The organism is Lysinibacillus sp. CD3-6 (assembly GCF_006351725.2).
Classification (GTDB): domain Bacteria; phylum Bacillota; class Bacilli; order Bacillales_A; family Planococcaceae; genus Lysinibacillus.
The window spans coordinates 2,715,359-2,731,033 of record NZ_CP085880.1; the positions used below are offsets into that span (position 1 = coordinate 2,715,359).

A 15,675-nucleotide genomic window follows, 5' to 3' on the forward strand; every position below is an offset into this window, starting at 1 on the left:
GGTAACAAAAGGAGAATGATAATGATTCATAAAAAAGGTAGAAGAGTTATTTTACGAACAGCTACAATGGAGGATTTAGAAGCAATTTATTATTGGAAATATGTAGATAAAGGACAGGCCGCTAAAAAATGGAATGGACCTTATATTCCAGAAAAACAAATGACCAAAAATGAGTTTTTAAAGGAATGGGCCAATGATGAACAATTGTTTGAAGGTGTTCCAAGTACATTAGTCATGGCAGTAAATGACCAATTTATTGGAGTTGTTGGTGCTTATTGGATTGACAAAAATACAAATTGGCTTGAAACAGGGATTGTTACATATAATTCGGAATACTGGAATGGTGGTTACGGTTCAGAGGCTTATAGCTTATGGATCGATTATCTTTTTGAAAAAACTACTCTTCATCGCCTAGGTATGTCTACTTGGTCTGGCAATGAAAGAATGATGCGAGTAGCTGAAAAATTGGGGATGCAATTAGAGGCAAAAATAAGAGATGCACGAATAGTTGATGGAAAATACTATGATGCAATTAAAATGGGCATTTTACGTAGTGAGTGGGAATTACAGAAGGTAAATCACCATTAAAATATTAAAAGTTATTTATTTCACTTAACATACTTATTAACTAGACCTGAACCCCAATGGACATTACCTATTGGCGTACAGGTCACTATAAGTAGTTTCCGCGACCACAACTCAATAATACCTCATATCCCCACTAGTCCTTATAAACGCTACTATAAGTCTTTTACATAAAAATTTATGTTGCATTATTCCATACATATTGCAGTGCTAAAATTTTTTTAGATCATACCTACGAGAATAGTTTCTCTAAATTTAAGAGCCTCTTTATACTTTTTTTATTTTTCAAAGGCAATTAACTATAAAATCTAATGGTATGCAGCATATAAATAATAGTGTTAAGCTAAATAGTTTAACTTCCTCCTGATTTGTTTCTAAGGGTCGCCACTATCCCAGGGTGACCCTTAAATAGTTTCTTTCCAAGTGGCTCCTTATAAGCACATGATTAAATAAAGTGTTGTAAAATAGTCCCTTTACCATTATTCGTTTGCACTTCTGCAAATGCTCCGTTTATTAGTGTAATTTGGGGCGGTAAGTGACCACAATCAATGTCGTATATAATCGGCATTTCAAGTTCCTTCGAAAGCTCCCTATAGACATCCTCGACGGTATAATTTTCAACAGAGATTTCAGCATTACTTCTACCGAACATAATGCCTGAACAATTTGTAAACCATCCAGCTAATCTCATTTGAACAAGTGTCCTACGTAAATCGGTAGTAGATAAATCACAGTTCTCAAAAAACCAAATTATAGATTCACCTTTAATAAACGTCTTATTAAAGGTGTGGATATTACCAAATTCTGTTCCAATTAGATGCCTTATCGTATCAATACATCCTCCAAGTAAACGCCCCTGTATTTTAGCACCCTTCTCTTGCGTAGTTTTCCAGTATGTTTTTTCTGTAAAATGAAAAACATATGGACTAGGTTTGTCAAAATCCCACTCTTTTTGATATTGATCTGAAGAATGTTGGAGGATTGATTCACCTTTTTTTAATGATAAAACCGACTGCCACATCGCTGTCGTGTCATCAACATATTCTCCTCTTAAATCTATTAAATTCGTTCCATGAGCCGTAGCTATACCTGTTTTTAACGTTATAGCCAATAATAAAAGACTAATATCTGAATAGCCTAATACCCATTTAGTCGGGATAGTTTCAAAGTTTATAAATTCAAGTGTTTCAATAAGTAATTCACCACCCCATGGTGGAATAATAATTTGGATTTCATCATTAGTCATCATGTAATTAAACTCTTCAGCACGCTTTTTAGCTGAAGCAGACTTTGCTTTATCTTGAGTCCAAGCTGTTTCTCCACAAAAAACTTTATATCCTTCCTTTTCCAACCGAGTGCAAGCACTTTTTAATAAGTCATGCAGTTCACTTGGTATTCCCGATGACGGTGCTGTAACACCAATTGTTGCCCCATCTTCTAAAAATGGATATTTAATCATACGTATCCCCCTCGTTTTATAATCACTTTAGTGAATGTTATTGCTCTAGTTAATCTTATGGTTAATTCAAAGCCTTCAAATGCATGCATTCTATTGAACAATTGCATCACCTAGCTATGTAAGGTCCCCGAAAAGAAGATAAAATATGTTTTATTTACGATAAGCTCTTCTCTCTGCATATTCAACACATAAAAAGCACACTTTGATTTTTTGGCTTCTCTCATTTTTATAATTCCGTAAATCGGATGCTTTACGCTTACAAAAATAGCATACTTTGTTAGAAAATTTTGGTGTAGTATTTATAAAGCTGTCCTTAATTTTTGCTAATAATGATTTCATTAGATCACCTCGTTATCTGACGGTGCTGTAACACCAATTGTTGCCCCATCTTCTAAAAATGGATATTTAATCATACGTATCCCCCTCGTTTTATAATCACTTTAGTGAATGTTATTGCTCTAGTTAATCTTATGGTTAATTCAAAGCCTTCAAATGCATGCATTCTATTGAACAATTGCATCACCTAGCTATGTAAGGTCCCCGAAAAGAAGATAAAATATGTTTTATTTACGATAAGCTCTTCTCTCTGCATATTCAACACATAAAAAGCACACTTTGATTTTTTGGCTTCTCTCATTTTTATAATTCCGTAAATCGGATGCTTTACGCTTACAAAAATAGCATACTTTGTTAGAAAATTTTGGTGTAGTATTTATAAAGCTGTCCTTAATTTTTGCTAATAATGATTTCATTAGATCACCTCGTTATCTATTTCCATTTTCGTAAAAATATACTTCAATACTATATTCTTTTAAACCATGGATAAATAGTTGTTATTCAAAATATTTTTCTACATCTTCCTTGTATACATAATTGGATACATTCAGACTTACAAGTAATAATTAATCTTTTTGAACTACCCCCATGCTATAAACCCCATATTTTTCATGTGCTGTTTCATACATTTCTTTTTTTTAAAAAAATCGCTCTACTTTTTGGGGAGAATCATCAACTGATTCAATGATTGTATCTTTAAAAATGATGTACAGATAGAACTATTAGTAAAAGAATGATTATTGAAAAAGTTTTCTTCAAGTTGTATCCTCATGAAAATGATTTAACATAATTTTTTGTTTTTCTCGGCTTTATTTCTTCAAGTTGTTAATCAATTTATTATTCCTTTATTTTGTCACGCTTGGTATCATTAAACTATACAACTTTGAAGGGACTGAACTATGCGCAGATGGCAATATTTTTTATCTCATTGATTAAAAATATTGGAGGTATACGTGTTGATAAAAGAACTAAATACTCAAAGACTTCATTTAAGAAGAATGGACATTTCAGACTCACATAGCTTGTTTAAAATTTGGTCTGATCCTGATGTAACAAAATATATGAACATTTCTAGCTTTACACATGAAGCGCAAGCAAAAGAAATGATTGAACTACTTGAAGAATTGGCCCAGGCAAATGAGGCGATTCGCTTTAGCATGATTGAAAGAAAATCCAACGAAATAATTGGAACATGTGGATTCAATTTTATAGATTTTGAAAATGGCAAGGCAGAAATTGGTTATGATCTGGCAAAAGCGTATTGGGGCATGGGGTTCGCTCCAGAGGCTATAAAGGCACTCCTAGATTACGCTTTCAACACTTTACAATTAAATAAAATTGAAGCAAAAGTGGAGCCTGCAAATGTAAATTCTATTAAAGTGTTACAAAAACTTAATTTCATGTTCGAAGGTCAACATCGACAATACGAAGAACCTAATGAGCGTTTCATAAATATTAATATGTATTCATTGTTAAAAATGGATTAATTTTAAACTTCGCCTATATCGGTAACATAGATATAGGCATTCTTTTTTGTTTGAGATTATTCCCCCTACTGTTATTGTATTTAATGGTGATTATATCAAAAAATAAGATTAAAAGAAGCAACAAAACGGCTTCCTCATCATTTTAATCAATATTTTATATATAATGGGATGCCATGCTCAACTTAAGCAAGCTCAATTTATTGTTTACCTCATATACTATTATTTCTAGTACATAAATTTTCTTGAATCTACAAATAACAAGAGCAAAAGCTGAAAGGAATTTGTATTATGAGAAAAAAAATAATCATCTCATTACTATTAATGTCTTGCTTCGTCATTAGTTATGCTTTTGCTCAATCCGATACAGAATATTTCCCACAAGATCAACCACCAAGTGTAATTGAATTAGCATTTTTACGTGAATTAGGTCAATCCATTCTTGAAACAATGTCTTCTTACGGAGATAATCAGTTATTTACCTCTGGAAGAATCGAAAAAATTGAAAGAAATAGACAGAATGACTTTTATGATGTTTCTTTAAGGGTTATTACTTTTGAAGGTGCACACAATCCACCATACAAACTAATTAACATTACTTTTCGAATACCTTCTAGTGAAGCTTCAACTATATATAAAGTGATTTCAAATAAAGCAGTTATATCGTATAAAGTAAAAAATATTACGCCAGAACAATTTGAGAAGTTATCTAAATTCACTAATTAACTTTGAGCACTAACGGTTAATGAACTGATTAAGTCTTGCAAAGAATTATGATATGACAGCGTCTAATTAGATGCATTAAAATTGATGAGAAAAGTGAAAAAATTTAGTTGTACAGTTAAGAAGCCATTAACAGCACAAAACTCCAGTGTGATCTGGAGTTTTGTTCATTTTATATTTACTGTTTTTCTGCTTGTTGTTCATTCTTTTCATTCGCATTTTTAACTTGTTCTTTTGTAAGATCATTATCTTCACGTACATCTAAATCATCAGGGCTTAAATCATTTCCAAATTCTTCTCGTTCTACAGCCTTTTTGTTTTGTTTATTCTTCGTCATAATAATCACCTCCAGTAATACACTTTCCTTTTTTTAAATATCTATACTTTCAACTTAAATATCAATATTATGTAGTAAATTTAAGCTTGCTTCCTCTTCAGTCTATATGTGATTCACTCTACCATTTCAAACAATCACTGCTATTGCCTATGATTAATGACATTCACTACGATGCTGAAATGTTCCTACTCGGTTATGAATCAATCTGTGATGCTAATGAAATGAATATATATTGGAATGAGTTAACAAAAGCAAATCTTGCTGTAAAATCCACCTTATTTGAAAAAGCTATCGAATGCTTTAAGGTTGAAAATAAAATAGAGCCAAATGAAAATGAATTATTTCTCTTAAAGGCATTTGTAAATGACCAGATAATTCAAACCATTTTATTTTGATTGCCCCATCTCTTCTCAAAACAATTTGACTTCAATCTATAAAAAAACGCCTTTTGCAAGGACATCAGGCTGCTCGATGTTATAGCCAGATGTCTAAAAGGCATTTTATTTTTTATGAACTTCACACTTGTATTAGGCTCGATGCAAATAAATATTATTAGCCATTTTTCTAACTCGTATATTATTTCCACCAATTTTCATTCTATTAAAATAGTCTGGACTTTCCTTCGAAATTATAATTCGTCCAAGCTCATCCTCATAAGTATTCCATCCAAAAATTAAAAACGTTATATTAACATGTATTAAATTCGACTTAATATATAAATACCCAATCAAAAGAAACAATATTCCGTTTGTAACCAATGTACTTTTTTCATTTATATCGATTGCCAATAAAGGCACAATATATGTGACTAAATAACTTAATATTTCTTCATTTTTTCGTGTTACACGTTCACTTACGATTGTGCTATTTAATTCGCATTTATTTATATACCAAATAGGTAAAAATGAAACAATAAATAATACGATTAAAATTATATACACTGCAACGGTTACTTTATCTTCAAAAATTGAATGTATGTTAAATTTTTCATAGGGGTATAGTGATATTGCTACAATTAAATATAATGGCGAGTAGGACGATATGAATAAAAATAATTTAAAAAGATTTGTCAATTTTCTCCCACCCTTTCTTTATAAATTACCTTAAGTCATCTCTTCCTCTTTCACCTGTTAATACCGTTTTATAATAAGCATCGTTTAGTAATTTGACTATATCATTTAATTGTTTTTTATCAGTATATTTTATTTTCGTTTTTTCTTCATTTAACTCAATATTTAAATCAAACTCCATAATAATTTCTTCTACTTTATCAAAATTGTCAACAAACCTAGTCATTCTCTCAGGCCTTGTCATTAATCTTGAAACCCTCTTTACAATATTTCCATCCTCAATACTATCATTTTTAAACTGTTCAAACCCTTCTAACTTATTCGTTTCTTCAAAGACCGTTAATACAGAATTCGTATTCTGAACATACTTTGTTTTCAAATCAAAAATTCTTTGCATAGCGACATTATTAATTACAAGTACTTCGTCTTCAAAAATAAGTAAATCAAACCCTGGTTCAATTCCTATAAATGAGTCTGATACTTTTCTAAAAGTAGCATCTGCTATTGTTCCCCAAAGTCCTTTAGTAAACTTCTTTAGTTGAGGTATACGATTTAAAAAATAAGCGAATTTCCCCGATTCTATTTCAATTTTAATACAGTATAAATCTTTTTGCGTATCTTCACTCAACGTTTCTCCAGGTTCTTGTAAGCTTTCGAATAAATTATCATATGTAACCCCTATATAGGATGACATACAGTATTCAACAACTCCATTTGATCGACCATTTTCATTAAACTCAACTTGCTCTTTACCCACTAATTTATGAATAGTTGGATGAATAATATTTACAATATCGATTTGCAAAGACCGACTTAAAGATGGCTTAAATGAAAAATAATCTAAATGTTCATGTGTTTTAATCTTTTCAATTAGAAACAAACTTACTTCAAATGTACCACTTAATAAGTGTTCTGAAATCTTGCTGTTAATAAATTCGATATCCAATATTAATCCCCCTAACTATCTGAATCAAATTATTAATAAAATCATACAATATTTGGTTTTTTTAGTAAAACAGTATACCCAAAGAAATTTGTTTATTTATTTGGAACGGTTAAAGCTTATATATGATACTTTTACCTTTCTCAATTAAAAATAGGCTCAGATAGTTTTACATAGTGTAAAATTTCCAGAGCCTTTTATTATTTAGATAATTAGAATTTTATAACATTATTAATAATCTTATAAAAAATAAATTAATTTTAGTCAAAAATAATTAATTTCTTAAGTAGACAATAAGATAGTTACGGAAACACCATTTGAGAAAGCCCCACCCGTGGTAGTAACTTGTACTGATAAAAGTGTACATCCACTTATAGCTAAATTTGCAGACTGTGTTGCACAACAATTCGGTGTTGTAGAAGAACTTGGCCCTGTAACTGTAGCTCTAACTCCTGTAGCTACTGGTGCAGTAAATCCACAGTTTGTACTTGTAAATACTTGAGCTGAAGCTGTTTGTCCAGCGCTTAAAGTGTGATCTCTTATATTTAGAGTAATGCTTGTAATTGTTGCATTTAGCGGAATGACAATTGAACTCCTAATAAATGATGCTGATGAAGTACCTGTTCCAAGAAAGTCATTATTACCAACTGACTGATCAGTAGAGAAAAAGACTTCCATTAACCTTGGCCCACTGGCTCCTGTTGCACCAGTTACTCCCTGAATTCCTTGCACACCTGTTACACCAGTTACTCCCTGGATTCCTTGCACACCTGTGGCTCCCGTTACTCCTTGGATTCCTTGCACACCTGTTGCCCCTGTTACACCTTGAATTCCTTGCACACCTGTGGCTCCCGTTACTCCTTGAATTCCTTGCACACCTGTGGCTCCCGTTACTCCTTGAATTCCTTGCACACCTGTGGCTCCCGCTACTCCTTGATTTCCTTGCACACCTGTTGCACCAGTTACTCCTTGAATTCCTTGGGCTCCTGTTGCACCAGTTACTCCTTGAATTCCTTGGGTACCCGTTGCCCCTGTTACTCCTTGGATTCCTTGAACTCCTGTTGCTCCTGTTGCTCCTGTTACTCCTTGGATTCCTTGAACTCCTGTTGCCCCTGTTACTCCTTGGATTCCTTGAACTCCTGTTGCTCCTGTTACTCCTTGGATTCCTTGCAAGCCAGTTGCTCCCGTTATACCTTGAATTCCTTGCACACCTGTTGCACCAGTTACTCCCTGGATTCCTTGCACACCTGTGGCTCCCGTTACTCCTTGGATTCCTTGGGCTCCTGTTGCACCAGGTTCTCCTTGGATTCCTTGCACACCTGTGGCTCCCGTTGCTCCCTGGATTCCTTGCACACCTGTTGCACCAGTTACTCCTTGAATTCCTTGGGCTCCTGTAGCTCCTATTATTCCTTGCAAGCCAGTTGCTCCCGTTATACCTTGAATTCCTTGTGGACCCGTTACCCCCGTTACTCCTTGGATTCCTTGCGGGCCAGTTGTTCCTGGTATGCCTTCGATTCCTTGGATACCTGTTGCTCCAGTTACTCCTTGATTTCCTTGGGCTCCTGTGGCTCCAGTTACTCCTTGAAGTCCTTGGGCTCCTGTTGCCCCAGTTTCTCCCTGAATTCCTTGCACACCTGTGGCTCCCGTTACTCCTTGATTTCCTTGAGGTCCTGTTGCTCCAGGTTCTCCCTGGATTCCTTGGACTCCTGTGGCTCCAGTTACTCCCTGGATTCCTTGGGCTCCTGTGGCTCCAGTTACTCCTTGAAGTCCTTGGGCTCCTGTTGCCCCAGTTTCTCCCTGAATTCCTTGCACACCTGTGGCTCCCGTTACTCCTTGATTTCCTTGAGGTCCTGTTGCTCCAGGTTCTCCTGGATTCCTTGGACTCCTGTGGCTCCAGTTACTCCCTGGATTCCTTGCACACCTGTGGCTCCCGTTACTCCTTGGATTCCTTGCACACCTGTTGCCCCTGTTACACCTTGAATTCCTTGCACACCTGTGGCTCCTGTTACTCCTTGGATTCCTTGCACACCTGTGGCTCCCGTTACTCCTTGGATTCCTTGGGCTCCTGTTGCGCCCGTTACTCCTTGAATTCCTTGCACACCTGTGGCACCAGTTTCTCCTTGGATTCCTTGAGGTCCTGTTGCACCAGTTTCTCCTTGAATTCCTTGCACACCTGTTGCGCCAGTTACTCCTTGGATTCCTTGGGCACCTGTGGTTCCCGTTACTCCTTGGATTCCTTGGGCACCTGTGGTTCCCGTTACTCCTTGGATTCCTTGGGCTCCTGTGGCTCCCGTTACTCCCTGGATTCCTTGCACACCTGTGGTTCCCGTTACTCCTTGGATTCCTTGGGCTCCTGTTGCGCCCGTTACTCCTTGAATTCCTTGCACACCTGTTGCGCCCGTTACTCCTTGAATTCCTTGGGCTCCTGTTGCGCCCGTTAAACCTTGGATTCCTTGGGCTCCTGTGGTTCCAGTTTCTCCTTGGATTCCTTGCACACCTGTGGCTCCCGTTACTCCTTGAATTCCTTGAGGTCCTGTTGCTCCAGTTTCTCCCTGGATTCCTTGGACTCCTGTTGCTCCCGTTACTCCCTGGATTCCTTGGATACCCGTTGCCCCAGTTTCTCCTTGAATTCCTTGCACACCTGTGGCCCCTGTTACTCCTTGGATTCCCTGTGGCCCTGTTGCCCCTGTTACACCTCCCTGAGGACCTGTAGCTCCTGTAACACCTTGTATTCCTTGTGGGCCGGTCGGACCAGTGGGACCAGTAAATATAGAAGAATATTGAGCATTGTAAGGGTAACTATAGCACCCATTTTCATTACATTTATATCTAAATTGATTAACATTATTTGTACCATATTTGAAGTATTCATTATTGCTATCGTTTATTATTCTATCTTTGTTATCACTAAACGACAAAAAATCACCTCCTGCCTCATTTTTAATGTATTCTTATTAGAATAAGTAAAATAGACAATATACCTAGGTGATTTAAATGAATTAAGATTGACAATACAATTTAGCCTTCATTATCGTGTCCATTTCAATTTGTCCTGATGTTTGAATGGCAAATTAGTTTATTTTTTTATTAGCAATTTGCTTAAAAATTGATAGCAACCTTCTTTTTCTCTAAAGCATTCATGCAGATCTCTATTCTCAATCTCATAAAATTTAGCCGTTCTCCGAATAATATATTTATCGATAAAGATTTCTTCATTAGTACTAAGCTGATTCAGCACCTCATAAATAGGATCAGTCGAAACACCAATAAATTCAAAAATGTTCACATTTCCCATCTTCATCCCCCTCAATACTCTTTTATGTTTGAATTATGCTTTTTATATAATTAATACGTTCCAGTGATATCAAACTATCTATTAAATTTAATTCTGACTATTATTTTCAGAAAATTCAACCTACATTTTACCTAATATCCCCTAATTTATTTCGTGACAAGTTTATTTTTAGATTAATATTTTCGTAGCAATATTGAATTGTTTATCATGGTTTGAATTAATTACTCATAAAAATCTCGAATGAAAGAGCCAATAGATGATGCGAAAAATGTGGTTTTAAAAAGGGGAAAAAAATTAATAACGAAATATTATTTAATGGAGCTTAAATTTAACAAGTATTAATTTTTCCTATGATGTTTTACTACAACACTTTCCTATAAAATTACCTCCCTTTCTAATGAAAGTCCTCTTTGAATTTATCTTTTAAGTACCACTCTTGATTACTCCAACCAATTGTAGAAGCCTATAGCACTTGCAACTTATTCATAATAGTTTAGGACAATATACAAGGAATTTAGTTTAGTTTACATATTCTATCAATATACGTTTGAAAGGAGGTTCAGTATGGATAAAGACCCAAATAATTTTAAAATGTTCAAGTTCAAATTTATATCAAATCCTAATTGTCATTGTCATTGCTGCGGATTTTGTTGTAATTGTAAGTGCAAACCACCATATTTACCTGTGCAACCAAGCTGTAACTATCTCGTATATGTTACAGACGCTGGACAATTGGAAACTCCCGATAACAGCGTATCCGTAATTGATACAGCTACTAATACGATCGTCGCTTCCATTCCAGTAGGTACTGCTCCTCTTGAAGTCGCAATTACACCAAATGGTGAATTTGGATATGTACCTGCACTCTTTTCCAATAATGTAACAGTTTTTAATACAGCAACAAATACGGTAGTTGCAACTATACCTGTTGGAGTTAATCCTCTTGGTGTAGCAATTTCACCTAATGGCACTCTCGCTTATGTTTCAAATCACGGTGATAATACTGTATCTGTCATTAACACAGCAACGAATACTGTAACAGCGACGATTCCAGTAGGGCTTCAACCTCAAGGTATAGCTTTTACCCCAAATGGCGCATTTGCTTACGTGGCTGATGAAAATTCAAATGCAGTTTCTGTTATCAATACAGCGACCAATACTGTAGTTGCTACAATCCCTGTTGGAATTCGCCCTAGATCAATTGTTTTCACACCTAATGGCCAATTTGCTTATGTTACAAATGAAAACAGCAACACTGTTTCTGTAATTAATGTAGCGACCAATACTGTAGTCGATACAATCTTTGTTGGAACAGGTCCTGTTGGAACAGTAATCACACCTGATGGCACCTTTATTTACATTGTCAATAAAGGTAGTAATACTGTATCCGTTATTAGTACCGCTACAAATTTAGTAATTGCAACAATCCCTGTAGGATCATCTCCCGACCAAGTTACAATCTTACCAGATGGAAAATTTGCTTATGTGACTAATCAGGCTGACAATACTGTGTCCGTGATAGATATAGCAACAAATACTGTAATTGATACAATACCAGGATTTAATGGCCCTACAGGAATAAAAACAGGTACTATTTGTAATTCAAACTAAACATTTCTTCTAATCAATGTTTGGTAACGCATTAAATTTAACAAAATAAACCAGAATAATTCTTCAAACGTAGAATTATTCTGGTTTTTATTTGTTTTTATTTGTAATTTATTTCTGGATTATTGTTTTACTTTTTCTCATTTAAATCATCTGGATAAACAATGGTATTAATCACTTCACCATTCGATTCATTTTTAAAGATGACTGTCACCTTATACTTTTCTGGATCTACGCCATTAAATAACTGATAATACATACCTGTAATTGCAAGTCCGAAAGAAGCAATTGTATCCAGGCTGTTTTCAAATTCTTCTTTGTTGACTGACAATGTAAATTCTGAAAATGTTTTATTATAACTTACATCTTTAATAGAGGAAAAATCTTCACTCGTTTTAATTTCTTCTACTGATTTAATAATCCCCTCTTCTAATTCCTTCATCATTTTTTTGTGCTCTGCTTTAGACATTTTATAAGTGATAGAACCATCTTCATTTTTTATAACTTCTTTAATGCCATCATTTTTCGCTTCAGCTATAACCTTATCAATATCTTGCCCCTCAAAAAAAGTACCTGGTATCGTTACTTCAACGTTTAATACCCCTTTATCAACTTTTAGTGGCTCTCCATCAGATGTACTTTCAGTAGAGTTTTCAGCAGCAACTTCTTTTTCAACACCACTCTCTTTTTCCTTATCTTGACTACATGCTGCTATAAGAATACTTAGCAATAATAAAAATGGTACAATTAATATTTTCTTCATTTGCAATACCTCCTTTACATAAATATACATAATTTGGAGATATACGACCAGATAAAAAAGCCACATCTTATTGACTTAAATCTACATTAAAAATAATAAATGAATTATAGCAAGTAACCCCATTGAATAAATAACGGATCTTGAAAACGAATTTTTAAATTCATTTCGAGGGTGCCTTTCAAAAAATAAGTGCAGTATTGTATGAATGATAAAGAATACATCAAGAACCCAAAAAATTATTAGTTGATACTCACTAAAAAGTAAGGAAAGAATAAGCACGTAAAGAAAAAGGTGAATCGATGTAAATATGCTATAAGCCTTTGAATCTTCCATATCTTTTAGTATGACAAACAACCGCCACTCCGAGCGCCTTATTGCGTCCATTTCATGTAAAAGAAATAATGAAAGGTTAATTAAAAAAAGAATAAGCATTAAATTAGGCATAAAAACCTCCTACATCTTTATATACCTAATATTACTGTAAAGCTATGTACAAAAAACAATGTAAAATCGCCATCTATGTCCATTAAAAGTCGCTAAGAAAGTGAATTTGGTGTGGTGTACCTATCATTAAGTACACCATCCATCCTTATTGAGGCTTCCATGGAATAAGCCCATTCGTATTATGATTTTTCGTCCAAGCTAAAAAATCAGTGACATTGCTCACTCCATAATCTAATACAGCTTGATAAATATATACTGATGAATAAATTAAATTCTCTTGTAATAATGCTTCCTTAATTTCAAGAATAGCTTGTCTAGTAGTATCAGATAATGCTTTTTTCATTAAAGGTACTAAATCTTTTGAGAGAGCGCCTTGACGTTCATTTGAAAAAAGCCACATATCGATATTCCACTCTTCCTGATTATCTAGATATATGATTTTAAAGTAAAAGCCTTGAAAGTCTGAGTCCATATAATTTTTAAATTTAAGTTCCAATACGTTTTTATTGTTAATTAGTGACGCTAATTCTTTCATAATTTTGTCTGGATTTAGCTCTTCACTAAATGTCTCCATATCAATATCAGGTGACACTATTAAATTATAAGCTGTTGCTCCTACTAAATAACAGTCCCCTACAGTACTCCATTTTTGAATTAATTGTAATTCATCCAAAATTTGCATAGCTCTTGTTTTTCTTTTATTGGCTCTTTCTAAACTATTCACGTCAATCATCTCATTTCCAAATTTATGTATTACGTTAGAATATAATATTGGAACGTAAAATGCAATTAGCTTTAAAGTATAAAATGGAAATAAATGCTCTTTGATTTTTAGTTTAAGGTGGGGATCAGAAAACTAATTAAAGCAGGCAAAAGAAAAATTATTATTATTTATAAAGCATTGCATCAATTAGCTTTCCTTAGCGCCATAAATGATTTTAAAAAATTATTCCTTTGTAAAATATTTTGGATCTATTTTATCTATAACTGAGACAATATTATAGAGATCATTGACTAATTTCTCATTTGTTGTTAGATCAGTTTGGCTATTAATAATAGCTATCCACTCTTTTTCTAACTCATCAATATTTTTACCGTAAACCTCTTCTATTTTTTTATCCAACTCCTTTTCGTTGTAAATCTGTTCAAATTTCTCTATTCCATAAGTATCAATTAAATATGTTACAAAAGAATTGGATTGATTATAGCTTAGAGCCATTAGGATACTCTCCTCAATTGGATTTGTAAGATTTGGGCGAAAATAAGATGAAGCATAATTCATATCCATTAACTTGATAATAGGGATTAATTTATTTGAATCCATAAAATACTTCATTAACCGATGAGAATTAATTTTATCATTTCCGTATTTTTGTTCCATATAAGAAGCAAAACCTTCTTGCGTAAAATAACCACTGCTTGTATCAAAATTATTTCCATAACCGAGTAAAGAATGTGTCATTTCATGGACAAGTGGATATCGATCATCCTTAATGTCATATAGCTGGATTTCCTTTGCAAAGCCCCATGACATTTGACTTCCTTCATTGAGAAATATCTGAATTCTTTCCGATGGAACATATGTAGTTTGGATTGAACTTTTTATTACTTCATATGCAGCAAGTATCTCTTCTTTAATTGTTTCTACTTTTTCTTGGGGAATTTTAATGTTATTAATAACCTCAAACGTTATTTTACCATCAGGTGTAGTCACAATATTTTCATTACTTTTTTCTTGTTCTTTAGGAATAACTGTATCCTGCGTACAGGCTGTTAGTAAGAACACTAATATAAGAAAGTAGCCTCTAAACTTAACCATATTTACCTCCCGTAAAAAATAGTATTTTCCATTTTATACGGAAATAAACTATGAAAGTTTCATTTTTTTGGAAATTTCTAAAAATAAAAAATATAAAGACCCCAACGGAAAATACACAATTATGGAATAGAGATACTTTTTAAACAAAACATCACTGATATTCACTTTTTAAAATGGAGAAAATAGCTAAATCAATATATTTCCCCTTCTCAAATTCATGTTGTCTTAATACACCTTCTTTATAAAAGTTTAATTTTTCTAACAATCTAATGGATGATAGATTTTCTGGTTCCACTTTTGCTTCTATTTTGTTAATTTTCATCGTCAAAAATGCAAATGGAATAATACAACTAATCGCTTCTTTCATAACGCCCTTCCCCCAATAGCTTTGATTTAAATCATAGCCAATCTCAATACGATTATGTTCTTTTTCATAATTCAAAAAGCCACAAGTACCTATTACTTTTTTAGACTCCGCTTCTTCAATTACCCATCTAAAACCAGTCTGTTCTTTGGAAATCGTGTCATACCAATTCAACTCATCCATCGCATCATCAATAGATGTAAATGCGGTTAAAGGCGTATATCTCGTCACTTGCTCATTTGAATACAAATCAAAAAGATCATGACAATCATTTTCTTGTGCTTTACGCAAGATAAAACGTTCGGTTGTAAATATCGGTAAACTAGTAAAATTTAAATTGGAATGCATATCCATCATCCTTTTCCCTAAATTTAACATACGTTCTTCCCATTATCGTAACATAAATTTTCGTATTATTTTTTAAAAATCAGTATTACATCGAACA

At 33.8% G+C, this 15,675-nt stretch carries 18 protein-coding genes; 4 read left to right on the forward strand and 14 right to left on the reverse strand.

From position 1 onward, the window contains the following. Nucleotides 1–21: 21 nt before the first annotated feature. Nucleotides 22–588, forward strand: a complete 567-nt coding sequence (locus FH508_RS13440) for a GNAT family N-acetyltransferase (RefSeq protein ID WP_172771802.1) — start codon at nucleotides 22–24, stop codon at nucleotides 586–588. Nucleotides 589–1,030: 442 nt separating this feature from the next. Here the strand turns inward: FH508_RS13440 and FH508_RS13445 are convergent, their stop codons facing one another. From FH508_RS13445 to FH508_RS13455, 3 genes are all read right to left on the reverse strand, one after another. Next, the gene (locus FH508_RS13445; protein ID WP_172771803.1) at nucleotides 1,031–2,044 is read right to left on the reverse strand and encodes a S66 family peptidase; all 1,014 of its coding nucleotides are present in this window, start codon (nucleotides 2,042–2,044) and stop codon (nucleotides 1,031–1,033) included. Between the two features lie 150 nt (nucleotides 2,045–2,194). Continuing rightward, nucleotides 2,195–2,383, reverse strand: a complete 189-nt coding sequence (locus FH508_RS13450) for a hypothetical protein (RefSeq protein WP_172770965.1) — start codon at nucleotides 2,381–2,383, stop codon at nucleotides 2,195–2,197. 224 nt (nucleotides 2,384–2,607) lie between these two features. Further along, entirely contained in the window at nucleotides 2,608–2,796 is a 189-nt protein-coding gene (locus tag FH508_RS13455; protein WP_172770965.1) for a hypothetical protein, read from the reverse strand. Nucleotides 2,797–3,336: 540 nt separating this feature from the next. On the opposite strand from FH508_RS13455, the gene FH508_RS13460 reads away from it, so the two are divergent. Together FH508_RS13460 and FH508_RS13465 are read left to right on the forward strand one after the other, a co-directional pair. Continuing rightward, complete coding sequence (locus tag FH508_RS13460) at nucleotides 3,337–3,867, forward strand: GNAT family N-acetyltransferase (protein ID WP_172771804.1); 531 nt, start codon at nucleotides 3,337–3,339, stop codon at nucleotides 3,865–3,867. A 288-nt stretch (nucleotides 3,868–4,155) separates the two neighbouring features. Then, a complete protein-coding gene (locus FH508_RS13465) occupies nucleotides 4,156–4,590 on the forward strand; it encodes a hypothetical protein (protein ID WP_172771805.1) in 435 nt (144 codons plus the stop codon). Nucleotides 4,591–4,765: 175 nt separating this feature from the next. On the opposite strand, the gene FH508_RS13470 is transcribed toward FH508_RS13465, so the two are convergent. The 6 genes from FH508_RS13470 to FH508_RS13490 all read right to left on the reverse strand — a co-directional run bounded on the left by FH508_RS13470 (nucleotide 4,766) and on the right by FH508_RS13490 (nucleotide 10,232). Further along, nucleotides 4,766–4,924 carry a hypothetical protein gene (locus FH508_RS13470; RefSeq protein ID WP_172771806.1) on the reverse strand — a complete coding sequence of 53 codons (159 nt, stop codon included), beginning with the start codon at nucleotides 4,922–4,924 and terminating at the stop codon, nucleotides 4,766–4,768. A 527-nt stretch (nucleotides 4,925–5,451) separates the two neighbouring features. After that, nucleotides 5,452–5,997: a hypothetical protein gene (locus FH508_RS13475; protein WP_172771808.1), complete on the reverse strand. Its 546-nt coding sequence runs from the start codon at nucleotides 5,995–5,997 to the stop codon at nucleotides 5,452–5,454. A 25-nt stretch (nucleotides 5,998–6,022) separates the two neighbouring features. Further along, nucleotides 6,023–6,940, reverse strand: coding sequence for a DUF4868 domain-containing protein (locus FH508_RS13480; protein ID WP_172771809.1), 918 nt, complete (start codon nucleotides 6,938–6,940; stop codon nucleotides 6,023–6,025). A gap of 279 nt (nucleotides 6,941–7,219) precedes the next feature. Next, a complete protein-coding gene (locus FH508_RS24125) occupies nucleotides 7,220–8,749 on the reverse strand; it encodes an exosporium protein (protein ID WP_370635632.1) in 1,530 nt (509 codons plus the stop codon). Nucleotides 8,750–8,763: 14 nt separating this feature from the next. Next, complete coding sequence (locus FH508_RS24130; RefSeq protein ID WP_370635633.1) at nucleotides 8,764–9,855, reverse strand: collagen-like domain-containing protein; 1,092 nt, start codon at nucleotides 9,853–9,855, stop codon at nucleotides 8,764–8,766. 158 nt (nucleotides 9,856–10,013) lie between these two features. Further along, nucleotides 10,014–10,232 carry a hypothetical protein gene (locus tag FH508_RS13490; protein ID WP_172771810.1) on the reverse strand — a complete coding sequence of 73 codons (219 nt, stop codon included), beginning with the start codon at nucleotides 10,230–10,232 and terminating at the stop codon, nucleotides 10,014–10,016. Nucleotides 10,233–10,796: 564 nt separating this feature from the next. Between FH508_RS13490 and FH508_RS13495 the strand changes: the two genes are divergently transcribed. Further along, the gene (locus FH508_RS13495; RefSeq protein WP_172771811.1) at nucleotides 10,797–11,843 is read left to right on the forward strand and encodes a beta-propeller fold lactonase family protein; all 1,047 of its coding nucleotides are present in this window, start codon (nucleotides 10,797–10,799) and stop codon (nucleotides 11,841–11,843) included. 127 nt (nucleotides 11,844–11,970) lie between these two features. Here FH508_RS13495 and FH508_RS13500 read toward each other — a convergent pair whose 3' ends face one another. From FH508_RS13500 to FH508_RS13515, 5 genes are all read right to left on the reverse strand, one after another. Continuing rightward, nucleotides 11,971–12,603 (reverse strand): hypothetical protein, encoded by a 633-nt coding sequence (locus FH508_RS13500; RefSeq protein WP_172771812.1) that lies wholly within the window; start codon nucleotides 12,601–12,603, stop codon nucleotides 11,971–11,973. 81 nt (nucleotides 12,604–12,684) lie between these two features. Beyond that, complete coding sequence (locus tag FH508_RS24135) at nucleotides 12,685–13,047, reverse strand: DUF6713 family protein (RefSeq protein ID WP_370635635.1); 363 nt, start codon at nucleotides 13,045–13,047, stop codon at nucleotides 12,685–12,687. Between the two features lie 145 nt (nucleotides 13,048–13,192). Beyond that, nucleotides 13,193–13,771 carry a hypothetical protein gene (locus FH508_RS13505; RefSeq protein ID WP_172771813.1) on the reverse strand — a complete coding sequence of 193 codons (579 nt, stop codon included), beginning with the start codon at nucleotides 13,769–13,771 and terminating at the stop codon, nucleotides 13,193–13,195. Nucleotides 13,772–13,993: 222 nt separating this feature from the next. Then, complete coding sequence (locus tag FH508_RS13510) at nucleotides 13,994–14,866, reverse strand: gluzincin family metallopeptidase (protein WP_172771814.1); 873 nt, start codon at nucleotides 14,864–14,866, stop codon at nucleotides 13,994–13,996. Between the two features lie 151 nt (nucleotides 14,867–15,017). Beyond that, on the reverse strand, nucleotides 15,018–15,578 hold the full coding sequence (locus FH508_RS13515) for a GNAT family N-acetyltransferase (protein ID WP_172771815.1): 561 nt from the start codon (nucleotides 15,576–15,578) through the stop codon (nucleotides 15,018–15,020). Between the last annotated feature and the right edge of the window lie 97 nt (nucleotides 15,579–15,675).